15 protein-coding genes are annotated in these 25,060 nt (G+C 37.3%); 12 read left to right on the top strand and 3 right to left on the bottom strand.

The genetic code is table 11. From position 1 onward, the window contains the following. Positions 1 to 59 precede the first annotated feature (59 nt). Both C8D70_RS17005 and C8D70_RS17000 read left to right on the top strand, forming a co-directional pair. A complete protein-coding gene (locus tag C8D70_RS17005) occupies positions 60 to 740 on the top strand; it encodes a hypothetical protein (protein WP_110368104.1) in 681 nt (226 codons plus the stop codon). Positions 741 to 1,138: 398 nt separating this feature from the next. Next, positions 1,139 to 2,137: a phosphatidylinositol-specific phospholipase C gene (locus tag C8D70_RS17000; protein WP_110368103.1), complete on the top strand. Its 999-nt coding sequence runs from the start codon at positions 1,139 to 1,141 to the stop codon at positions 2,135 to 2,137. A gap of 124 nt (positions 2,138 to 2,261) precedes the next feature. On the opposite strand, the gene C8D70_RS16995 is transcribed toward C8D70_RS17000, so the two are convergent. The 3 genes from C8D70_RS16995 to C8D70_RS16985 all read right to left on the bottom strand — a co-directional run bounded on the left by C8D70_RS16995 (position 2,262) and on the right by C8D70_RS16985 (position 8,631). Beyond that, positions 2,262 to 4,088 carry an alkaline phosphatase gene (locus C8D70_RS16995; protein ID WP_110368102.1) on the bottom strand — a complete coding sequence of 609 codons (1,827 nt, stop codon included), beginning with the start codon at positions 4,086 to 4,088 and terminating at the stop codon, positions 2,262 to 2,264. A 120-nt stretch (positions 4,089 to 4,208) separates the two neighbouring features. Continuing rightward, positions 4,209 to 5,717, bottom strand: a complete 1,509-nt coding sequence (locus C8D70_RS16990) for a RagB/SusD family nutrient uptake outer membrane protein (protein WP_110368101.1) — start codon at positions 5,715 to 5,717, stop codon at positions 4,209 to 4,211. 25 nt (positions 5,718 to 5,742) lie between these two features. Then, positions 5,743 to 8,631: a SusC/RagA family TonB-linked outer membrane protein gene (locus C8D70_RS16985; protein WP_110368100.1), complete on the bottom strand. Its 2,889-nt coding sequence runs from the start codon at positions 8,629 to 8,631 to the stop codon at positions 5,743 to 5,745. 394 nt (positions 8,632 to 9,025) lie between these two features. Here C8D70_RS16985 and C8D70_RS16980 point away from each other — a divergent pair, with 394 nt between their 5' ends. The 10 genes from C8D70_RS16980 (at position 9,026) to C8D70_RS16935 (ending at position 24,533) form a co-directional block, all read left to right on the top strand. After that, entirely contained in the window at positions 9,026 to 9,820 is a 795-nt protein-coding gene (locus C8D70_RS16980; protein WP_110368099.1) for an SDR family oxidoreductase, read from the top strand. A gap of 123 nt (positions 9,821 to 9,943) precedes the next feature. Then, positions 9,944 to 11,548 carry an autotransporter assembly complex protein TamA gene (locus C8D70_RS16975; RefSeq protein ID WP_110368098.1) on the top strand — a complete coding sequence of 535 codons (1,605 nt, stop codon included), beginning with the start codon at positions 9,944 to 9,946 and terminating at the stop codon, positions 11,546 to 11,548. 331 nt (positions 11,549 to 11,879) lie between these two features. Then, positions 11,880 to 15,038 (top strand): SusC/RagA family TonB-linked outer membrane protein, encoded by a 3,159-nt coding sequence (locus C8D70_RS16970; RefSeq protein WP_110368097.1) that lies wholly within the window; start codon positions 11,880 to 11,882, stop codon positions 15,036 to 15,038. Positions 15,039 to 15,058: 20 nt separating this feature from the next. Further along, on the top strand, positions 15,059 to 16,579 hold the full coding sequence (locus C8D70_RS16965; RefSeq protein WP_228408055.1) for a SusD/RagB family nutrient-binding outer membrane lipoprotein: 1,521 nt from the start codon (positions 15,059 to 15,061) through the stop codon (positions 16,577 to 16,579). Between the two features lie 82 nt (positions 16,580 to 16,661). Further along, the gene (locus C8D70_RS16960) at positions 16,662 to 19,007 is read left to right on the top strand and encodes a phosphocholine-specific phospholipase C (protein ID WP_110368096.1); all 2,346 of its coding nucleotides are present in this window, start codon (positions 16,662 to 16,664) and stop codon (positions 19,005 to 19,007) included. A gap of 187 nt (positions 19,008 to 19,194) precedes the next feature. Next, positions 19,195 to 19,773, top strand: coding sequence for a hypothetical protein (locus C8D70_RS16955; RefSeq protein WP_110368095.1), 579 nt, complete (start codon positions 19,195 to 19,197; stop codon positions 19,771 to 19,773). Positions 19,774 to 19,877: 104 nt separating this feature from the next. Next, complete coding sequence (locus tag C8D70_RS16950) at positions 19,878 to 20,678, top strand: WxL protein host-binding domain-containing protein (RefSeq protein WP_110368094.1); 801 nt, start codon at positions 19,878 to 19,880, stop codon at positions 20,676 to 20,678. Beyond that, positions 20,671 to 23,424: a hypothetical protein gene (locus C8D70_RS16945; protein WP_110368093.1), complete on the top strand. Its 2,754-nt coding sequence runs from the start codon at positions 20,671 to 20,673 to the stop codon at positions 23,422 to 23,424. The genes C8D70_RS16950 and C8D70_RS16945 overlap by 8 nt, the downstream gene beginning before the upstream one ends. Next, positions 23,421 to 23,954, top strand: coding sequence for a hypothetical protein (locus C8D70_RS16940; RefSeq protein WP_076594843.1), 534 nt, complete (start codon positions 23,421 to 23,423; stop codon positions 23,952 to 23,954). The genes C8D70_RS16945 and C8D70_RS16940 overlap by 4 nt, the downstream gene beginning before the upstream one ends. 9 nt (positions 23,955 to 23,963) lie before the next feature. Then, positions 23,964 to 24,533 (top strand): hypothetical protein, encoded by a 570-nt coding sequence (locus C8D70_RS16935; RefSeq protein WP_110368092.1) that lies wholly within the window; start codon positions 23,964 to 23,966, stop codon positions 24,531 to 24,533. Positions 24,534 to 25,060 lie beyond the last annotated feature (527 nt).

Here is a 25,060-nt window from a genome sequence, read left to right as displayed (position 1 = left end):
GGTCATTTGAAAATAATTGCTGTTTTCAGATGACCACATTTTAATTTTATATCATAACCATGAAACATTTCTTTTCCTTTTTGTTTGTTTTATCTGTTTCAGGCTTATCTGCCCAGAATCTGAAAGCCTTTTCGGTTCCGAAAGGATACATCCAAATAGCAGAAACCAAAGGGGATCTTGACAAAGATGGAAAAGATGAAGTAGTATTGGTTTTTGACACCAATATAAAAGCATCAGACACGCAAAACCCGGAAGGTACAAGTGACTATAAAAGGATTTTTTATATTCTGAAAAAGGAAAACAGCGGTCTAAAAGTATGGAAAGAAAATTCTGCCATTATTTTTTCAAGCGGATTCGGGTTTTATCCTTCAGATAATACTCTTACAATCAATATAAAAAATAACGGTCTTATTATTGAACAGCTATTTTTTACCAACTCAAGGCATACCCAGCAATATAAACATACCTTCAGATTTCAGAACGGAGATTTTTATCTGATAGGTTTGTACGATCATTTTGAAGATACCTGTGATTTCAGTTTCACCAATGAAATTAATTTTTCTACAGGCCAAGTAATTGTTGACAGAGAATATTCATCCTGTGATGCTGATACCAAACTACCCGAAAACTTACACAAAGAGTTTACTTATAAATTCCCGGCTCTTATTAAAATGAATGATTTCTTTATCGGAGATCACAACTTCAAAATTCCCGGACTGAAAGAGGATTTTGTTTTTTAGGATGGAAGATTGAAGCTGGATACTGGATGTTACTGTTTGACAGTGAGCTTCAACACTCATTTATTATGATTTTTTATAGCTACATTTCTTTAATGCAAAGTAAAATTAATTCTAATGTTATAGTAAAGTGGGCAAAGAGGCCGACATATGTCGGTTATGAAGCTTTCTTTTATACACCAGCTTAGAAAAAATCAAATTCATTGATTTCATCTTTGCTTACTCGATATTTCCGAAACTAAAAATAAACTTTGAGTTAAGAAAAATCAGTTTTCCAATTTACTTCTTCCAACTTCAAGCTCCCGGACTTTATACCAACTTAATTATCTCTTAAAGTTAAATTAACTCCTTATGCTTTGATATATTCTTATTTTTAAGCTACCTTAAAAAATAAAAAAACTATGTTCAAACAAAGCATGAAACGTATGACAGCTATCACACTTGGGGTGGTTACTGCATCTATCTTTTTTTCCTGTTCCAATGACAGTCTTATGGAAAGAGACTCTAATGAAAACAGTTTAACTTCTTTAGCAAAAACAACGGGTAAAGCTTCATTATTGCCTGTTTCCATGAACAGCTGGATGTCTGGTCTTCAGGATAATATTTCCATTTCAAAAATCTCAATTCCCGGAACTCATGATTCAGGAGCACGTGTAGATGCTCCTGTTATATCAGGTACGGCTAAAACTCAAGACCTCAGCATTGCTGAACAACTGAATGCCGGAGTCCGTTTTCTGGATATACGCTGCAGACATATTGACAATGCTTTCACCATTCATCACGGAGCGATTTACCAAAATCTGAATTTTGATGATGTCTTGAATGCTTGTTATGCCTTTCTTAACAGTCATCCTTCTGAAACGATTATCATGTCGGTAAAAGAAGAATACGATGCTTCCAACACAACCAGAAGTTTTGAACAGACATTTGATTCTTATGTACAGAAGAATCCTTCTAAATGGGATCTTGGCGCAAATATTCCTACGCTGGGTGCTGTTAGAGGAAAGATCAAGTTATTAAGAAGATTCTCTTCGGGAATAACCAAAGGAATCAACGCTTCACCATGGGCGGATAATACCACTTTTGACATCAACAATTCGAGCGTACAGCTGAAGGTTCAGGATTACTACAAGGTGACCAATAATGATGATAAGTGGAACGGAATTTCAAGCCTGCTTAATGAAGCAAAAAATGATACGAATGGTAAACTTTTTGTAAATTTCACGAGCGGTTATAAACCTGGAATTTTTGGAATCCCAAGTATTCCTACAGTATCCAACAATATCAATCCAAGGCTTAAAACATTCTTCCAATCCAATACTCACGGATCTTTCGGAATAATGCCGATTGATTTTGTGAATGCTGAACTTTCCCAATTGATCGTTAACACCAATTTCTAAATTGTTATTTGTTAGATTTATTCAAAGGCCGCCTCTCTTTCTAAGGCGGCCTTTTTTGAAAAAAAAAGACTGCTCCAAAAATGAAGCAGCCTCTCTTTGTAAAAGTAAAAGTATAAATTAAAAGCTATTTCTGGATTCCGTAAGCTCCCAGTATCTTGCTGAAGATCTCAGTGTTTTCAAACAATCCTGTGAATTCTTTTGAATTGGGTCCGTAAGCAAAAACACTTGACGGAATAGAGGTGTGATCATTCGTGCTGAAGTTTCCAAATATCCAGCCTTCTTTCAGGCTTCCGTCTAAAAGGGTTAAGCCTCCTGTTTCATGATCTCCCACCACAATTACTAAAGTTTCTTTATTTTCGTCAGCAAATTTCATCGCCTTCCCTACAACATGATCGAAGTCCAGTAATTCTGTAACCAGCTGTTCAATATTATTGCTGTGGCCTCCACCATCCGTCTGGGAAGCTTCAATCATCATAAAGAATCCCTTTTTATTATTCTTTAAATCATTTAAGGTAAGATCAAAAGCATCAGCCAGCCAGTTTCCTCTTCCACTGGTTACTCTTTGTGAAGCCAGAGGATCAATAACCAGGGTACGGTTATTAATTTCCTTTACTGATGTTAAATCGTGATAGAGATCTATTTTTGCTTCTTTGAATTTCCGTAGATTTTCCTGAGACAATCCGTTTGTAGGACCGCCGATCAGTATTTTAGTTTTTGAAGCAACGAAATCTTTCAGAATAGGTTCTGAACTGTTTCTGTTGTCCGAATGGGCATAGAAATCTGCAGGCGTAGCATCTGTAACATCTCCTGTGGAAATCAATCCGGAAACCATTCCTTTTTCAGCGATGATATCAGGAATTTGTGCGAGTGCTTTTCCCATATTGTCAACGCCTACAAACGTATTTTTGGTTTTCACACCGGTTGCAAATGCTGTAGAACCTGGTGCCGAATCCGTAATATAAGCATTGGATGAATTGGTTTTGGAAAGTCCGGTGGATTTCATGTTGAAAACATTCAGCTTTCCTTTATTGGCTGTGAAAGCAGCATAATATTGTGGTAAAGAAGTTCCGTCCGGAATAAGAAGAATCACATTCTTTACTTTTTTCTCCACACCATCTGATTGATAAGTTGGCGTATAAGTGGAGTATTCTTTTGTATTCTTATAAAAGTTTTTCGGAATACTATTCATGAATTTTTTAAGATTCGGAATATGATCGGTATTGATATAATCCACCCCTAAATCCATCAGATTTACCCATGCATTAGGAAAATCCGGCGCTCCATAAAAACGAACCGGCTTCTGCTGAGCATGAGCTTTGTCTACTGCAGTTTTGATTTTTTGCGTTTCTTCATCCCTTGGAATTCCTTTTCCATTCCATTTTACCAACCCCGGAAGGTCTGCACTGAACATTCCGATTCTTTTCAACTGATCTGCAGAATAGTTTTTGTCAAGATCTCCATCAAAATAAAGATAGTTCGGATAATTATTAAACTCTGACGGTTGAGGCTTTCCGCCAGTAATGACAATTTTAATTCCCGGATTTCCTGTGATCTCCGGATATTTCTTTAATGTACTGACCAAAGCAGCCAATGATGTTTTGTAATCCTGTTTAATATCAATCAGCAGCTGAAGCTTTTTATTGACATCGGGATAAATATTTCCTTTGTTAAGTTTAATCTGTTTCGAAATATTGTCTAGATAAAGATTTTCCAGTGTTCTGTCTGCCGAAAGTTCTTTTTCGGTATGTGCAACCCAAAGTTGCCCTTTTACCAGAAAAACATCTGCCTCAATAGAACCGAAGTTAGCATAATAAGCCTGCCAAAAGGGAATTTCCTGCATATAATCATTATGCGAATGGGCATTCCCAACATTATATTTTAAATAATTCTGCGCCTGGTTTTCTGAAAAAACAGCCAGTGCCAGTACAGCTAATATTTTTGATAGTTTCATTTGTTTATCGTTATTATTTTATAGGTGGCATAAAACGGCCTATCCCTACTCCTTTGAAAAAACTATATCATCACAGAATGTTCTGCAATGATATAGCGACTTGTAGATAAAGATTAAATTTTACCAGCCTTCATTTTGTTTAATGATTCCGTGACTGTTTACAATTTCAACCTGCGGAACTGCCCAAACATTATGCACTGCAGGATTAAAGTTTCTTGCTGCCCAGACTACCTGTCCATTGATACCGTGCAGAGGCTTCGCATAAGCTGCCTGTGCATCTCCCCAACGTACAAGGTCTCTGTGTCTGTCTGCCCATTCACCTGCCAGCTCGCAACGTCTTTCATGCTTCAGGTCAGCCAATGTACATCCGTTTTTAGCTGATAAACCTGCACGCATTCTGATCATATTGATTTCCTGGTCTGCCGATTTCCCTTGCATCAGTAAAGCTTCTGCTTTGATCAGGATCACCTCAGCATAACGCATAATCGGAACGGCAAGGTCTGTACACGGATAATCTCCGTTGGCACTCACGTGACCACTTTTCAGCTCATATTTGAAGGCATCCATATATTTATTGAACTGATATCCGGTAAGGGAATTGGAAGAAGCGTATGTTCTTTCTTTTCCGTTAAAGGTAAATTTGTCTCCTATTTTAAGAATGGTAGCACTTCTTCTAAGGTCTCCTGCTTCATATTCATCAAATAATTCTTTGGTCGGTTGAAAATATCCCCATCCGTTATACTCTCCCCATCCTTTATTTTCAAGCATTACTCCCGGAAGAATACTTCCCCAGGCTGTAAATTTAGGAGTTCCGGGGATAGACCAGATATATTCTGAGCTGTAGTTATTTTCAGCCTTGAAAACATCTGAAAAATTACTCAACAAAGCTCTGTTTCCTTTAGTCATTACTTCGTTGGCCCAGAATTCTGCATTCTTCCAGTCTTTCATAAACAAATATACTTTGGCCAACAATGCCCATGCTGCGGCCTTATGAGGTCTTCCATAGTCTTTTGCAGGAAGTTCTGCCTGAGTAGGTAATAATTCTGCCGCTCTTTTCAGGTTATTCACAATGTAAGTGTAGTTTTCCATTACATTGGCTGCTCTTGGAATCGGGTTGGGATCCGGATCTTTTGCACGGTCAATAATCGGAACTCCGGCTTTTTCATTTCCGTAAGAATAAGCAAGCTCAAAATACATTCTGCTGCTCATGAAAAGGGCTTCTCCAAGATATTTATTCTTAATAGCCTGCGAAGTCTGAATATTATCAACGTTACGGATCACACGGTTGGCCACTCCGATCACGTTGTATCTTTTGTTCCACTGGGTTTCAAGATCACCTGCTGCGATGTAATTGCTGCTGAAGTTTTTGGCGTTATCCGCCTCACTTTTTGCTCTTCCGGTTACCATATCATCACTGGCATTGATAAACCAGAAAAGTCCTCTTCCATAAAATTCACCATCGAATAAAGGCTTATACATGGCATTTGCTCCGGTAACCAGATCGTTTTCTGTTTTCCAGAAACTGGCTTCCGTAGGGGTTCCTTCCGGCTGAACATCAAGTTCTCCTGTACATGAAAGAAGCATTACTGATATTCCTGATACTAACAATATTTTATTGAAAAATTTCATTTCTTTTACTTTTTGTTGGTTAAAATTATAATCCGATCTCCACTCCAAAGATGAATGAGCGTGCCTGAGGATATCTTCCGGTATCAACTCCGTAAGAGTTCATTCCTACTTCAGGATCAAATCCTGTATATTTCGTTATAGTAAACAGGTTGTTGGAGGTCATATAAATTCTCACTTTGTTTACATCCAGCTTTCTGTACAATTCTTTTGGTAATGAATACCCGATGGTAAGGTTCTTCAGTCTTAAATAAGATCCATCTTCCACATAGAAATCTGATACTTTGGAATAATTACCGCTTGGGTCGCCGTGTACCAGTCTTGGGATATCGGTATTCGTATTCTGAGGCGTCCATGCATTCAGAATATCTATGTCCATATTATAGTTTTGTCCCGTTCCGCCCGGATTCAAAGAAATAAATTTCATCCCGTTGAATATTTTATTTCCGTAAACACCCTGGAAGAATAGATTCAGATCAAAGTTTTTCCAGGTCATATTGCATGAAAAGCCATAGGAGAACTTAGGGTATGGACTTCCAAGATTGACAAAGTCATTATTATTAAGCACTCCGGTATTTCCTTCTTTTTTGAGGAATTTGATATCTCCCGGCTTGGCATTGGGCTGGATAAGATTTCCGTTGGCATCTTTATAATTGTTGATTTCTTCCTGACTCTGGAAAATTCCTCCTGTCTTATAACCATAGAAAGAATACAGAGGATCACCTACTTTTACGCGGGTTGGTTTCAATACACCTCTTACTCCATTATCATTGATAAAGATCTCATCTACATTGGCAAGCTGCTTCACCGTATTTTTTAGTTGACTCATAGTAGCTCCCACTGAGAAAGTAAAGTCATCGGAAACTATTTTGTTGTAATTGATCCCTAATTCGTATCCCTTATCCTGAAATAATCCTGCATTCACATACTGATTATTATACGTTGCCGTACTGGGTAAGCTTACATTGAAGATCTGATCTTTAGAATTCTTCACAAAATAATCGAACTGTAAAGAAAGACTGTTGTGAAGGAATGAAGCATCCACTCCAAAGTTGGTCTGCTCAGATTTTCCCCATTTCAGATCCGGATTCGGTCGTGTAGTTGCATAGTAAGCAATATTCTGTGAAGGATCCTGACCGAAAATAATATTATTGTCTCTGGTCATCAAAGGATTTACAGCCTGTGGTGAAATCCCTCCAAGGTTACCCAAAATACCATAACTTCCTCTTAATTTCAGACTGGAAAGCCAAGAAATATCCTGCATGAAATTTTCTTTCGAAACTACCCATGCACCGGAAACCGCATAGTAATTCGCAAATCTGTTTTGTTTTGCTACGAGTGAAGAACCATCACGTCTTCCCAATAAGCTAACGATATATTTCCCCGCATAATCGTAGTTTACTCTCGCCAGATAAGAAACCAAAGACTGTTTGAATCTGTAACTGGAAACATCTTTATTGGTATCTGCAGCATTCTGAAGGTGTTGGAAAACCTCAGCTTCACTTCTGAAGTCATACGATTTTGCCACAAACCCATCATCAATTGTTTTCTGGAATGTAAAACCTCCAAGGAAATCAAAATTATGCTGTCCCGCTGAAATTTTATAAGTCAACAACTGCTCTGCAAGTGCTGTAGATGAATTATTGGACTGGTATTCTAAATTATTGGTATCAAAAATTTTTCCTACTTCCAAAACTCTGTAGGTAAAGTTTTTTACAGTACCCAATTTAAAAGTCTGTGAAAAATTGGAACGGAATTTTAAATTTTTTGCCAGTGTAATTTCAGCATAAGGATTAATTAAAATCTCGTGGGTAGGATTTCTGATGCTGATCCTTTTAAGATAAGCTACCGGGTTAATCATATCTCCATAGCCACCTGCCACATCAATCGGCAACCCTGAAAAAGCACCGCTGGGTGTATATACCGGAACATTGGGCGGATAGTACATAGCCGCCACCAAAGCACCTGTATATCCACTTTTGGTATCAGCTGTATTGCCGTCTGAGTAATTATAATACATATTTTCTCCGATCGTCAGCCAGTCTTTTACTTTATGTTCAGAATTGACTCTGAAATTGTATCGTTTTGCCTGAGTATTGAGTAAGATTCCTTCAAGGTTTCTGTGATTCATGCCCACAAAATATCTGGATTTTTCACTTCCTCCGCTCAGGTTCACATTATATTCCTGAATGGTTCCTGTTCTGAAAATTTCTTTCATCCAGTCTGTTCTGGTAATTCTTCCGTCCGGATATTGATTAGGATTAAAAGCCATCGGTAAGCTTCCCAATTTCCCTGCATTTTCGTAGGCTTTGTACATCACGTCCTGAAATTCTGCCGCATTCAGGGATTCTTTCAATCTCCAAGCCTGGTTTACTCCATATTTAACATCAAAATCTACGGTAAGGTTTCCTTTTTTGCCTTTCTTAGTGGTAATAAGAATAACCCCACCGGAAGATCTTGCTCCATAAATGGCTGCAGAAGCATCTTTCAGTACAGAAATATCCTGAATATCATTTGGATTGATAGATGGTGTTCCGTTGAAAACCACTCCATCCACCACATACAAAGGTGTTTCTCCATTGATTCCTCCCAGACCACGAATATTGACCTTAGGTGCTCCGTTGGGATCTCCACCTTCGTTCACTACAGTTACTCCGGGAGCTTTCCCCTGAAGAACTTCTCCTACTCCGGATAAAGATCTGGAGGTTAGCTTATCCAGCGAAGCCTCCGAAACGGCTCCGGAAACTTTACTTTTTTTCTGTGTTCCATAGCCGATAACAACAATCTCGTCGATGGATTTTTCTTTTAAGCTGTCTTTTTTCTGAGCGAGGAACACCGGTGAAGCCGATATTGCACCAATAAGTAATACCCTTCCCGTTAAATACGTTACGGATAAAGGGATTTTAAATACATTCATGATCTCCTTTTTGATTAGGTGCAAAATTAGATCAGTCTGCTTCCATGCCTCATTAAGGTTTTCTTATGTTTTTATTAAGAAATTTTAGATTTTTTCAGGTACCATCTACCACAAAACAAAATTAAACGCCTGTTTTTCAGAAACATATGTAATTAAAAGTAATCATTCCTCAAATATTACATGCAGGATTGAGATTAAGTTTGTCTTAATTTTATTATCAAATCGGGACAATAGATCAAGAAATCATTAAAATTATTTCAGGAATAATAAATAACTGAGTTCATTTTTCTTTTTTTACATTTGCTGAAAATAGATTTTACTTTTGAACACAGACCTTTAAAAACGTCTCACTGGTATCAGAAGAAATAAAAACATTAAAAATCATACGAATTCAATGACCATCATTATAACAGGAACCTCATCAGGAATCGGGTTTGCATTGGCCGAATATTTTGGTAAAAAAGGACATAAAGTATATGGACTAAGCCGAAAGCATACGGAAAGTCAGTATTTCAAATCTATCCCAACTGATGTGACAGACAATACTGCAGTTCAAAATGCTGTAGCTGAGGTTTTAAAAACAGAACCCAAAATTGATGTTCTGATCAACAATGCCGGAATGGGAATGGTAGGTGCAGTGGAAGATTCTACGAAAGAAGATATTGTGAAGCTTTTCAGCCTGAATCTTGCCGGGCCTGTACAGATGATGAGTGCCGTTCTTCCGAACATGCGCAACCATCAATTCGGAAAAATCATTAATATTTCCAGTATCGGAAGTGAAATGGGTCTGCCTTTCCGCGGATTTTATTCGGCTTCAAAATCTGCTCTGGATAAAGTAACAGAGGCAATGAGATATGAAGTATACCCATGGAATATTGATGTATGTTCTCTACACCTGGGAGATATTAAAACCAATATTGCAGACAACAGAGTGATTGCACAGGTTTCCCAGCCCTACAAAAATGTTTTTGACAAAGTATATGCGCTGATGAATTCTCACGTAAATGACGGAACAGAGCCTTTGGAAGTCGCAGAATACATTGAAAAACTTTTAGCAAAAAATAAATGGAAAGCGCATTATTATTTTGGTAAATTCGGGCAGAGAATCGGAGTTCCTTTGAAATGGATTCTTCCACAGGGAACTTATGAAAATTTGATGAAGAAGTATAATAAACTGGATAAAAATTAGTTGATTGATAAGGCGCATTGTCATTCTGAACACTGACGGAAAGTCTGCGAACATAGTTCAGAAATGCAGTGAAGAATCTTTTGTATTTTTATAGAGATTCCCCTTCATATTCAGAAGAATAAATTGAAATTACTTTTAAAAATATTTTTTGTACTGTTCTGCGTTTTTACACAAGCGCAGAAGAAGCAGTATTGGCTGATTGATACGGAAACCAAAGTCAGAAAAAAGGTAAAAGATTCCACTTCTGCAGTAAAGTTTCTGGATTCATTAGCCCAAAGTAATTATTTCTTCACCCAACTGAAAGATGTTAAAGTAAAAGGCGACAGCACTGAAATTTTCTACGATAAAGGCAGGAATTTCAATGAAACATATGTCAACCTTACGGATTCTCTTGTTCAGAAATTAAAGATCCAGAAGGATTTTTTCACTAAAAATCTAGACTCCACCAAGAAGAGTATCAACAAAACTTATATTGATGAAGGCTATTCTTTCAGCAGAATCAAATCTAAATACAAAGGGCAGAAAAACGGCTATCCCATTGTAGAACTCGACATCAACAAAAATGATAAAAGAACAATCAACGGGTTTGTAGTAAAGGGATACGAAAAAGTTCCCAAAAGGTTCATCAAAAATATGGAAAAGGAGTTCAAAGGTAAAAACTATGATGACAAAAACCTTTTAGCCATCAACAAAACCTTTCAGAGCCATCCTTTTCTGATCCTCGAACGGCAGCCACAAACTTTATTCACAAAAGACTCCACCAGTATTTACCTCTTTCTGGAAAAGAAAAAGACCAATACCTTTGATGGGGTGATTGGTTTTGGAAATGATAAAACCTCCAAGTTTACCTTAAACGGAACGATGAATGTCAATTTCAGGAATATGTTCAATGGTTTTGAAACCGTCAATTTATACTGGCAGAGAAACCCGGATAAAGGGCAGACTTTTGATCTTCGGGTAGATATTCCTTACCTGTTCAAATCAAACGTCGGAATGGATACAAAAGTAAATATCTACAGACAGGACTCAACGTTTGCCAACGTAAAATTCCTGCCTGCTTTTTATTACCATATCAACAACCGAAATAAAATAGGTCTTAGAGGAACTTTGGAAACTTCAACAATTATAGATGAACTCTACACCCAGGGAAAAGACTATAACAAAAAAGGAATAGGGGTATGGTTTGAAATGGTAGAACCTACTGACATTGACCTTTTCCTTTATAAAACAAGGATCAATGCCGGATATGACTTTTTGACAACCACTTACTCAAAAGATAATATCAAAGCCAACCAAAATCAGTTCTATTTTTTCGGAGAACACAATTATCATATTTCGGGAAACCACTTTCTGAACATCAAAGCGGAAGGTGCCATGATGGATTCTAAAATAGCATTCTCGGCCAATGAATTATACCGTTTCGGAGGCTGGAATTCCATGCGGGGATTTAATGAAAACTCTCTTGCTGCCGATTTCTTCTATTATGGAAGTCTGGAATACCGATACCTTATCGGGAATCAGGCCTTCTTTGACGTCTTTGGACAATATGGCCAGCTCAATAATAAATCTTTGAATGTAAAACCCAAACTCTATAGTGTGGGGCTTGGTTTTAATTTCTTCATTCCTATCGGATTGATGAGCTTTCAGCTGTCTAACGGAAATGAGTTTGGAAATCCTTTTAAGTTTAATGATATTAAAATCCACTGGGGAATTCTGAGTAGGTTTTAAAAATAGAAAGGAAGAGGGAAGCTGGAGGCTGGAAGCTATCGAAGTCACAGTTTTACTATCCTGTTGTTTTTATAGAAAAGTTTCTCATCAAAAATCTATTACTGAGGGCTTCAAGAAGTTGGCAACACCAAAATAACTTCCATCTTCCCTCTCCCAGCATCCCTCCTTATATTAATATCTATAAAATAAAGCAAAAGTCTCTATACAAAGAATATTTCCCATTTTACTTATTTATTAATTTTTAATGTTAAAAAATATTAAATCGTATTCTTATTTTAATACATCATTAAAGAACAGGTAACAGTACTCTGCTAAATTTGCCTTCAAAAAAATGAAGAAAACTCTAGCCACTTTTGCCGTTTTTTTACTTCCCCTTTATTTTTCCGCTCAGGAAATTACTATCTCCGGAAATGTAAAATCTGAAAACGGTTCTAGTGTTTCCGGTGTGAACATCACCGACAAAAACACAGGAAAGACTGCTACTACAGATGAAAATGGTAATTTCACCATTTCTGCAAACCCAAAAGATATTCTTGAATTTTTTGCTCCTGATTTTTCTGTTTATACCGTTGAGGTTTCTTCCAAAAAACAGTATTCTGTTGTCTTAAAAAAGCAAAACGAAAAGCAGATTGAAGGCGTTGTTATTACCGCATTAGGTATTGCCAAGAAGAAAGAAAAGATTGGTTATGCCACTCAGGAAGTGGGAACGAAACAGTTTGAAACCATTACTACGCCAAGTATCGGGAATTTATTCTCAGGACAGGTTGCTGGGCTGAATGTTTCCAATCCTACAGGAATGCAGCAGGCTCCGCAGTTTACTTTGAGAGGAAATTCCAATCTCGTTTTTGTGATTGACGGTGTGATTGTTGAAAAAGAGGTTTTCCAGAATTTGGACCCTAACAATATTGAAAACATCAACGTGCTGAAAGGAGCTACCGCCTCTGCTCTATATGGTTCAAGAGGACGTTACGGAGCTGTTTTGATCACAACAAAAAATGCTAAGAAGAAAGGTTTTTCTGTAGAATTTTCTCAGAATACCATGATCACTGGTGGTTTTACCAATCTTCCGAAAACCCAGACTGAATACGGTAACGGCTCTCATGGCAAATATGAATTCTGGGACGGAGCTGATGGCGGAGTCAACGATGGGGATATGATCTGGGGACCAAAATTCGTTCCCGGCTTACAGATTGCCCAATGGAACAGTCCAATCAGAGATAAAGTAACCGGACAGGTAGTTCCGTGGTATGGAGCTGTTACAGGAACTCAGTATGATGACAAATCAAGGTATGAAAGAGTTCCGATTGACTGGAAATACCATGATAACTTAAATACATTCTTAAAGCCCGCTGTCATCAACAATAATAATTTTGCGATCAGCTATAGAAATAACAAAGACGTATACAGATTCTCCGGAAATTTCATGAATTATGATGACAGAGTTCCGAACTCTTATCTTCAGAAATACGGAATCAACTTTTCTTCTGAAAATCATCTTGGTGAGAAATTAATCTTTGACACAAAATTCAACTTCAACCAGGCCTTTACTCCTAATATCCCGAACTACGATTATAATCCAAGCGGACACATGTACACTATTCTGATCTGGATGGGAGGAGATGTAGACGGAAAAGCATTGAAAAATCATATGTGGATTCCCGGAAAGGAAGGAAGAGCACAGGCCAACTGGAACTATGCATGGTACAACAACCCATGGTTCGGAGCTGAGTATTACAAGAATCAGAACAGAACCAATATTATCAATGCACAGACAGGCTTAGAGTATAAAGCAACACAGGATCTATCGGTAAAAGGGAAAATATCTTTAGTGGAAAACCACAGCAAAACAGAAATATTGAGTCCTTATTCTTACTTCAATTATAGTGCACCGAGAAGCGGAGGTTATATTTTGAAAGATAATAAAACATGGAACCTTAACTACGATGTCCTGGCGACTTACAAGAAAAAAATATCTGAAAACTTTGATTTCACCATCAACGCCGGAGGTTCAGCTTTTTACTATAAAAACAACAAAAATGAAAGATCTACGGACGGATTGAAAATTCCTGAAGTGTACACTTTTGAAAACTCTATCGGAGCGCTTAAAAATTATATGTATTTGAAGGAAAAGTTAATTTACAGTGCTTATTCAACCATTGATATCGGATTATACAATGCTTTCTTCATCAATATTTCCGGACGTAACGACTGGTCTTCTACACTGCCTAAGGCCAACAGATCTTACTTCTACCCTTCTGCTTCCATCAGTGCCGTTATTTCAAACCTGGTAAAATTACCGGAGTCTGTCAATATGCTGAAACTTTCCGCATCATGGGCCAAAGTAGCGTATGACTTCCAGCCCTATTCCATCAGAAATTATTACCTGAACAATGGGGGAATCACATTCAATGGAAATCCTACTTATTATTTTCCAACAACGCTGAATGTTGAAAATATGCTGAAACCTGAGCAGACAAAATCTTATGAATTAGGATTAAGTGCCGGTTTCCTTAATAACAGAATTACTTTCGATGCCACGTATTTCAGAACATTAGATTATAATAATATCCTTCAGTTCCCGGCTGCTGAATCATCAGGTTTCACCTCACAATATGTAAACGGAAATGAATATACTACGAAAGGATTTGAAGTTTCCCTTGGTTTAGTTCCGGTAAAAACTGCTGATTTCAGTTGGAAAACATTGATCAACTGGAGTACTTATGAGCAAAAGCTGACTTCCATTTATGATAATATGCCGAACTACAACAACATTAAGTTGGGAGAAAGAATGGACAGCTATTATGACTATACATGGCAAAAGTCTCCGGATGGAAAAGTTATTCTTGATGCTAATACAGGAATGCCGACAAGAGCTAATACTCCAAGTAACCTGGGACACTTCAACCCTGACTGGACTTTCGGTTTCAACAACACCTTTAAATATAAAAAGTTTACTTTAAACATCGGAATTGACGGAAGCATCGGTGGGGTGATGAGGTCTCAGGTAGTGGAAAAAATGTGGTGGGGAGGAAAACATCCTAATTCTGTAGCGTACAGGGATCTTGAGTATGCTAATCCGGGAACCTATTATTTTGTACCGGATGGAGTTAACTACAATCCCGCAACCGGGCTTTATACACCACACACAAAAGCAATCAGCTATCAGGACTGGGCACAAAATTATCCCTACCGTGCAAGAGTAACGCAGGATGAGAGTGAAGAATTTGCCAACGTTTTCGACAGAACCTTCGTTAAGTTGAGATCTGTTGTTCTGGAATATGATTTCTCGTCATTACTGAATCCGAAAGGAATGGTAAAAGGCTTCACTGCCAATATTTCTGCCTATAATTTAGCCATGTGGAAAAAATCAAAGAATCTTTACTCCGATCCTGATTTCCAGATCAAAACAGGAAGAGAAGGTGATGTAAGCAATGATATTCAGGATCCTTCCAGCAGATGGTTTGGAATAGGTTTTAATCTTAAGTTTTAACTAAAAAGTACGTCTAGACAATGAAAAATACTATAAACAAAGTGAAAAGGCAAAAAGGTAAAACAGCATTATGGATGATGAAATCTATATTTGCAGCCGGGCTTCTGACGTTAGCATCATGTGAATCCAACCTTGATACAATTAATGAAAACCCGAATGACCAGGCCAGCATTGATCCCAAAAATCTTCTGACCTATGTTTCACAATACACCTTCAAAGTGGATGGAGATAATATGTACGCTTCAAGAATGATGATTGGTACTGATGGCGAAAATTCTTATCAGTATATGAAATGGAATGATTTATCCTTTGAAGTTTACACAAAAGGACTTCTGAATACAGGGAAAATGATGCAGGAAGCAGAGAAAAGAGGAAACAAAAATTATCTGGCTATCGGAAAATTTCTGAGAGCCTATCATTTCTTCAACATCAGTTTGAAAGTTGGAAGTGCTCCGTATTCTGAAGCGGCAAAGGGTGAATCCGGGATTACACAACCCAAATATGATACTCAGGAAGCGATCATGGCCGGGATTTTATCAGAACTCAAAGAAGCCAATGATCTTATTAATACCAACGATAAAATTGAAGGAGATATTGTCTACAACGGAGATGCTTTAAAGTGGAAGAAACTGATCAATTCATTCCGCCTGAAAATACTGATCACTTTATCTAAGAAAACGACGGTAGGAAGTTATAATATTGCTGCAGAATTTGCTTCAATTGCAGGAAGCCAGTCTATAATGACTTCCATTGCAGATAACGGTGAACTTAAGTTTGCTGATGCTGCTGACAGCAGATACACCATGTTTAATAATAGCGGATATGGTTCGGGTTTGTACATGGCGGATTATTTCATTAATATGTTTAAAGACAGACATGATCCGCGTTTGTTTACATTTGCGGCACAAACTACCGGAGCAAAAGAAGCCGGAAAAGCGATCACAGATTATACAGCTTATAACGGAGGAAATCCTACGTCACCTTATTCTGATAATGCTGCTTTGATCACAGCAAAAAATATCTCTAAAGTAAACGACCGTTTTTATAAAGATCCTACCAATGAGCCTGCTTCTGTATTGAGTTATTCAGAACTTGAGTTTATTCTGGCCGAAGCTGCGGCAAGAGGCTGGATTTCCGGATCTGCAAAAACACATTATGACAACGCAATCAAAGCGAGTTTCAGTTTTTATCAGACGTATGTAAAAAATCCGGGACAGTATTTCTCAGGCTTTGATGTGAATCAATATCTGGCAACTCCTTTAGTGGTTTATAATAATGCTGATCCACTACAAACACAGCTGGAGAAGATCATGATCCAAAAATACATGACCATGTTCCATCAGGCACAGTGGACATCATATTATGACTATTTAAGAACAGGTTATCCTAACTATCCTTTAAAAGCAGGTGTTGCAGCACCTTTCAGATTCAGATATCCGCAGTCTGAGTATAATTACAACAGCAATAATTTAAAGGCCGCATTAGCCGCTCAGTATGGAGGAAATGATAATATCAATTCCAAACCCTGGTGGCTGCAATAAAAACATGATTATTTTTATATAAAACAAAGAAATCGCAGGAAAATCCTATTAACTTGCGGTTTCTTTCTTATTACGATTGAACATGAACAGAAGAGAATTTTTAGAGAAATCAAGTCTTTTATTAGCTGGATTAGGAACTTCAAATGTTCTGCATCCTTCTATTTTAAAAGCTTTAGCCATTGATCCTGCTGCGCAGTCTACGTTTTATGATGCAGAGCATGTTGTCATCCTGATGCAGGAGAACCGTTCATTTGACCACGCTTTCGGTGCCCTTAAAGGAGTAAGAGGCTTTTTGGATAAAAGAGCTTTTATAAAACAGGATGGACATTCTGTTTTCTTTCAAAAAAATGACGAAGGAAAATATGCTTCTCCTGCCCGACTGGATTTAAGAAATACAAAATCTACCTGGATGAGCTCACTTCCACATTCATGGGCTGATCAGCAAAAAGCATTGAACAAAGGAAAATTTGACCAATGGCTTCAGGCGAAAGCCTCAGGAAATAAAGATTACAAGAATATTCCGCTTACCTTAGGATATTACAACCGTGAAGACCTTCCGTTTTATTATCAGCTGGCAGATGCATTTACCATATTCGATCAGTATTTCTGCTCTTCACTTACCGGAACTACTCCCAACAGATTATTCCTTTGGTCCGGAACTTTGAGAGAACAGCAAAACGGAAAAGTAAAGGCCAATGTTGTTAATGAAAACATTGATTATGACAAGGCAAGACAGGCAAAATGGAAAAGCTTCCCGGAGATTTTAGAGCAGCAAAATGTTTCGTGGAGAATTTATCAGAACGAGATCAGTCTTCCAAAGGGAATGTCCGGCGAACAGGAAGCCTGGTTAAGCAATTTTACAGATAACCCGATTGAGTGGTTTTCAAAATTCAACGTTAAGTTTTCAAAAGGATACCATCAGAATATTCCTAATATCATCACCTATCTGAAAGGGGAAATTGAAAAAAATCCTGGTCAGAAACAAAGGCTGGAGGCTATGCTGGCGGAAGTACAGGAAGATCAGGTGAAATACCATCCTGATAATTATTCCAGGCTTTCTAAGGAAGAAAAAAACCTTCACGAAAAAGCATTTACAACCAATTCCCACGATCCGGATTACTGGAAACTTGAAATCGGAAAGGATGAAAACGGAGAAAGACTGGTTGTTCCTGAAGGAGATGTACTTTTTCAGTTCCGAAAAGATGTGGAAGAGAAAAAGCTTCCATTGGTTTCCTGGCTTGTGGCTCCTGAACATTTCTCAGATCATCCAGGATCGCCTTGGTACGGAGCCTGGTATATTTCTGAGGTTTTAAATATTCTTACCAAAGATCCTGAAACATGGAAAAAAACCATATTCATCATCAATTACGATGAAAACGATGGATATTTTGATCATGTGCTGCCTTTCGCACCACCGGTGAATCCAAACCAGCCCGTTGACATGAATGGAAAAGAAGGAGTGGAATATGTAGATCAGTCTCAGGAATACATGAGCAATCCTTCTTTAAAAAGCTATGAAAAAGTGGAAGGAACTGTTGGTTTAGGCTATAGAGTTCCTATGATCATTGCTTCACCATGGACCAAAGGAGGTTTTGTCAATTCCGAAGTATCGGATCATACTTCTGTGCTGCAGTTTCTGGAGAAATTCATTATGAAGAAATTCAAAAAGAATGTACATGTTGATAATATCAGTGACTGGAGAAGGGCGGTATGTGGGGATCTTACATCAGCTTTCAATTCTTCCAGCGTGAAAGTTCCGAAAATGGATTATCTGAATCAGAAGGATTACGCTAAAACCATCAATGCAGCTAAAAATAAACCAGTTCCTGATCTGAAATGGTATTCTGAAGATCAACTTAATGATAGTTTGCTTGACATTCAGGAAAGAGGACTGAAGCCATCCAACCCGCTGCCTTATCATTTCCATGTCAATTTGGAAGGCGATCATATAAAAATGACTAATCTGAAAGAAAATGGAGTCCCTTTGCTTGTTTATGACAGGACTCAGTTTAACAGTAATAATTATCATTTTTCATATGCCTTATATTCCAGACAAAATTTATCCCATGCTGTGCATTCCGGAGCCTATGACTATGAAATTTTCGGTCCCAATGGCTTTTTCAGGAAATTTCAGGGAAGTATTTATCCGGAAATAGAGATAATTTTAGAAAATATAACAGCAAAAAACCAGGTTGAGCTGACTGTAAGAAGTAACAAAAAGAAAAATTTCTCCATCAGCCTGGAAGATTTGTACACAAAAAATAAAAAAACAATTCCTGTAGAAAAATCAGAAGAAAAAATAATTATCGATCTTGATAAATTTAAAGGGTGGTATGATTTGAAAATCTCGTCAAACGAGCATCTGTGGCACTTTGCCGGACGTATTGAGACCGGAAAAGCTTCTGTTTCTGATCCGCATTGGGCGTAAAAAATTCTTTTAATATTGATAAAAACCTGTACAAATTTGTATAGGTTTTTTTTGACTTATTCTGTTAAAGAATATTTCAATTAAAATACATTACGCAATGTAAATACTTATTAATATAAAAATTATTATATATTTTATTCAATGTATTCCGAATTTCGTTATATTCACTCTACTAATTATCACCATCATGAAAAAATTAAATTTGACTATTGCAGCGTCTTTATTTGCGTTTGCTCTATCCGGGAATCTGAGCGCACAGGACATCAATACAGACAACCATACGGTTACCATTTCTATTCCCGAAGTTGCATTGGTAGATATTGAACCGGCAGCGACAAAAAACATCACTCTTGGATTCACGGCTCCTACTGAAGCAGGAAGTCCTATTATTCCGGATGCAGCCAACACTACTTTATGGCTTAACTATTCTTCTATTAAATCTGTTGCAGACCCTACACGTAATGTAAGTGTAAAAATGAATGCCATTATTCCAGGAGTAGATCTTAACGTAACTGCTGCGGCAGCTACCGGAGCAGGGGCAGGAACACTGGGAACCTCTGCAGGCCTTCTGACATTAAGTGCAGCCGATCAGACTATTATTTCCGGAATCGGAAGTGCTTATACCGGTAACGGAGCCAATAACGGACACAATCTTACCTACGCTCTTGCTGCAGGAAGTGGTCCTGGAGGAGTAGCAGCTTATGCCGATTTACAAGCTACAGCTACGGTTGCTGCCACCGTTACCTATACGATATCAGACAATTAGAATTTAACTAAAATTCAATTTTGCCTTTCAAAAACAAGAAGAAGCTGTTATTCAGTTTCTTCCTGGCTTTGTATTATTAATGATTTAACTTCAAACTTTACATCATGATAAAGCGTATCCTTATTTTGATCACCCTGATTTTGCAGTTCAGCTTTTTACATGCCGGTATTGTGATTCTCAACGGGCTTACGCATTCTTACAAAATAGAAAACGGAAAGGTGTATAAAGGAAAAGTTGCTATTGAAAACACAGGCAGCAACCCTCAAAGTGTAAAAATATTTTTACAGGATTATACCTACCATGCAGACGGAACCATCAATTATACAGCATTACGTACCAATAAACGCAGTAATGGAGAATGGCTAAAGCTCAATACCAATCTTGTTACTCTTAAAGGTAAGGAAAAGACTGAGATATTTTATGAAATAACAGTTCCCAACCAGGCAATGGATCCGGGAAGCTATTGGAGTGTGATCATTGTAGAACCGGTAGAAGAGATAAAACCCAGCGACAATAAACCGGGAGTGAGCATCACTTCTGTTATACGATATGCCATTCAGGTCATTACAGATGTTGAAGCAGAAAAGGGCCAACCGGACCTTAAGTTTGAAAATGTAAAGGTAGAAAAACAGGAGGGAAAGCAGACAGCAAAGATAGCAATAGCCAATCATGGCAATCTTTACTGTAAACCGACAGCTTCTATTGAAATCTATAACCGGAAAACGGGTGAAAAGATGGGAACTTATTCAAGTTTAACGATGGGACTTTTGCCAGATACCTCCAAGACATTTTACATTGATATCAGTAGATTACCCCCTGACAAATACAAAGCAACTATCATAGCAACGGATGAAGAAGAGAATGCTTTTGCACTCAATGTGGAATTAGAAGTAAAAAATGATTAGAACTTGGACTTTATTTATTATCATCTCAATATTCCCGGTATTTATTTTTTCCCAAGAGCAATCCGACAGATTGGTCAGTAAAAAAGATAGTTTAATGCCGGGAATGTCTACTTCTATTCCCTTCACTTTAGAAAATAATTCGGCGGAAACCAAAATATATGATATTTCAGTTGTCACTTCAAGTTCCTCAATAAATCCTATTTTAGCAAAGGGAGAATTTCAGATTCTGCCTTATGAAACATCGGTATATCTGGTTCCTTTACGGATCGGTACTGAAACAGGACAGGGTATTTATTCTGTCACCCTGAACATTACAGACCGCAATAATGGAACAGCTTTTACACAAAGTTCAAAAATTGTAGTTTCCGGAAGCAGAAAGCTTATGGTTACGGTTTTAAATATACCTGAATTTGTAAGAGCTGGAGAAACGGTCCGTGCATCTTTTCTTTTAAAAAACAATGGTAATATAACGGAAAGTATCGTTATTGAAAGTAAAAATGCTGTTATTGATAATGAATCATCTCTTGTTCTTGCACCCAATGAATCCAAAATCATTACGATTCACAAAGTAACAAGTTCTGAACTTGCTCAGAATGAATTTCAGAACCTAAATCTTTCGGTACATCCGAGGAATAATCCCAAAGAAAATCAGGATGTCTATGCAACCACTCAGGTGATATCAGTAAAACCCTCTGAAAACGATATTTATCACAGACTGCCTGTTGCTTTCTCTTTATCTTTCATTGGAATGCAGAATATGGGCGTTTATAATGATGGTTTTCAAGGTGAAATTTACGGAAAAGGAACACTTGATAAAGACAATAAGAATCAGATTGAATTTAGGGCTGTCACTCACAATCCGGTAGAGCTTAATACATTCACCCAATATGAGGAATATTTTGTGAATTATAAACGGGATAAGTTTTTTCTTCACCTTGGCGATAAAACCTACTCTTCTTCTTATCTTACAGAATTTGCAAGATATGGACGCGGGGCAGAAATCCGATATGATTTTAATAAAGTAAGCTTCGGCGGCTTCTATAATCATCCCAGATTCTTCCGAGATATTAAAGATGAATTTAATATTTATTCAGCCTTTAAAATCCGAAAAGAGTCTGAAGTATCTGTAGGATATCTCTACAAAACTCCGAGGAAAGAAGAAATCCGATCTGGAGATGTAAAACTTGATTCAGATGCTCATCTGCCTTATGCTAAAGGGAAATTTAAAGTTTCAAAAAATATTAATCTTTCCGGTGAACTGGCATACAGTACAACACAAAAAACAGATGGAACAGCTTATTTATTACAGGCAGAAGCCATTTTAAAAAAATTGAACGGAAGTCTGATGTACATGAGAGCCAGTCCTGATTTTGCAGGATATTTTACCAATACAAATACCTTTAACGGTAATATTTATTACAATATCACCAAAAAGATCAGCATATTTGCCAATTACATGCAGGATGCCAAAAACTTCCAAAGAGATACCCTGTTACTGGCAGCCCCCTACAGAAAGTATTTTCAATATGGAGTACAGTACAAATATCTGCCTAGTGGTTTCATTATTCTTAATAACGGGTATCAAACCTATAAAGATCGTTTAGAACCTAAACAGTTTGATTATTATGAACGTTATTTCAAAGTGAGTATTAATCAACAGATAGGAGTATTTCAGGTAAATGTAGATGGACAATTCGGGAAAACAGATAATTATCTGACTGGATTTAATGGAAATTCGAGTTTCTATTCTGCCAACCTTTCATTTCAAAAATTCAAAACATCTTTTAACATCTTCGGAAGTTATGCTATAAGCTCAAGATATCAGCTTCAGAATCAGAAAAGCCTTTACTACGGAGCAAGAATTTATAGTCAGCTTTCCGATAAAACCAGCTTAAGCATTTTTTATCAGAACAATTATATGCCTGAGGAATATTTCAAAGACAGAAATCTGTTTGAACTTCTTTTTCATCAGCAATTATTTCCTGGAAACGAACTTGACCTTTCCGGAAGATATTCATTGCAAAGAGGAGAAATTGGAGATAAAGATTTCATATTCTCTATGCGCTATACATGGCGGCCTAACATACCTGTACAGAAAATTGCCGATTATATTTCACTCTCTGGAAATGTAAGCAACTTAGGTATAAAAAAAACTGAGGGAATAAGATTAATACTTGGAAGTTACCTATCCGTTACCGATAAGGATGGAAATTATATGTTTAAAAATGTTATCCCGGGTAATTATTTTCTTGAAATAGACCGTTCCACCACAGAAATCAATGATATTCCAACCCAAACTTTTCCAGCCTCCCTTTCATTGATGAATAAAGAGCATACTTTTAATTTCGGATTAACAACCGCAGCAAATGTTAAGGGCCAGGTTAATTTCCTGGAAACCGGAGAAAAAGACCAGCCAGATTCCGGGCAACAATTATCTTTAAAAGGAAAGAAGAAAAGGGAAAGTATCATTGTAGAAGCTAGCAGCCATGATCAGACTTTTCGTAAGGTATGCTACATAGGAGAAGATTTTGATTTCACTTATCTACGTCCGGGAGACTGGATTGTAAAAGTTTATCGTAATGGGTTGGATAAACGCTATAAAATCTCAACAGACCAATTTCTGTTTACTTTACAACCATCAGAAACAAAAAAATTAAGCATCAATATTGTTAAACAACAGATAGAGATCAAATATCAAAAGGAATCCTTGAAAGTAGGATATAATGAAATAAAAAAGAAGAAATGATTCTGATCCGTTCCATATTATTAATTGTATTTTGTACTGTATACAGTTCAACCTATTCCCAGACTGCAAGTACTACCGTTACTTTGACTTTACCCAAAGTAACTTTAATGGATATTGAACCTACAGGAAGCATAACTTTAAATTTTACACGCCCTACCGAGGCCGGAAATGCTCTGGTAGCTCCAGCACCCAATACGTCAAAGTGGATCAACTATACATCTGCTATCGCTTCCGGAGGACTTACCAGAAGAATTACAGCATCAGTAAATACAGTTATTCCAGGTGTTAATATAAGAATTCAGGCAGCTGCAGCTTCCGGAGCCGGAGGTGGAACATTGGGAACATCTGCAGGGCAGGTTATCCTTACAACCACTCCAACTACGATTATTAGTGGTATTGGAGGAGCATATACAGGAAATGGAGCGAATAACGGCCATGCCCTCACCATTTCACTTGCCACTAGTACTTATGGCAATTTACAGGCACAGACCAATACAGCTATTGTCATCACCTACACCATTACAGAATAAAATTAAAAAATGAAAATTAAAAGTCCTTTTCTCAAAGAACAGTTCTTAAAAAGATATCTATACATTATTGCTTTAATAATGGGAAGTTACCTTGAGGGGCAAACCATAAATATTACAGGATCTAACTGGAATGCAAGTGCACCTACCATCACTGAAGCGGGAACCAACTATACCGGAACTTACGATAATCCTGGCTTATTCACATTGTCGGGTCATTTACCAGGATCTTTCCTGAATCTTCTTGGTAGCTCTGGTGCCAAAATCAGTATGCAATATCTTCCTACCAACTGGAACAGCTCTCTGAAACTTTATGCAAAAAGAAGTGGTGGATCAGCAACTATCAACGGGCTTTGTTTGCTTTGTTCCGTTACATTTTCTGGAGGAACGGCGAATTATATAGAAATACCTCAGTCCAGTGCAGTAACACTTTCTACAATTACATTTGGTGGAGTATTAGGCGTTAACAACAGTGTAGACTACTCAGCTATAAATGTACAATTACAAATAGGTGGTGTATCTGTAACAATTCCTGCGGCAACATATAGCGCACAAATAGTTTTTACAATCGCAGCAAACTAAGTGTCTTTTGTAAATTCAAAATCAAAATGCCATAAATGGAACCACTTCTTTACAGAGGTGGTTTTTTATTTCTTTTGGCTTAAAATAAAGTAGATTTGAGCTACGCGGACATATTTATCAGGAAATTGTACTTCTTATTTGTGATAATCGATTTATGAGATTTAAAAAAGGAAAGAATATTATTCTCCCAATAGAATAGATAAACATCCTTTTCCAATGGCGTCTTCTTTTTCATTTGCTCCGTTTCTTTCTACTGTGTCATTCCGCAGGAATCCAGGCTTGTTTATTAGAAGCTTATATTTTGTTACAGAATGTAAAATAGATTGTTCAGACTCCTATGGAGTGACAACTGGAGGGTGTACTTTCCATCATAAGGATGAGTGATTAGTGATAGTTGATCAATGATAGTTGATTGATGTATCGTTTATCATCTATTACTCATTATGTATGAGTTTAGGGTTCCCTGCTTGGGTATAAAGCAAAAAAAATCCTTTATCAATAAGATAAAGGATTTTAAAAATAAAATA

It is taken from the genome of Chryseobacterium sp. CBTAP 102 (genome assembly GCF_003201365.1).
Lineage (GTDB): Bacteria > Bacteroidota > Bacteroidia > Flavobacteriales > Weeksellaceae > Chryseobacterium > Chryseobacterium candidae.
The sequence above is the reverse complement of the archived record's forward strand: the minus strand, read 5'-3'. Positions and strand labels throughout refer to the sequence as shown.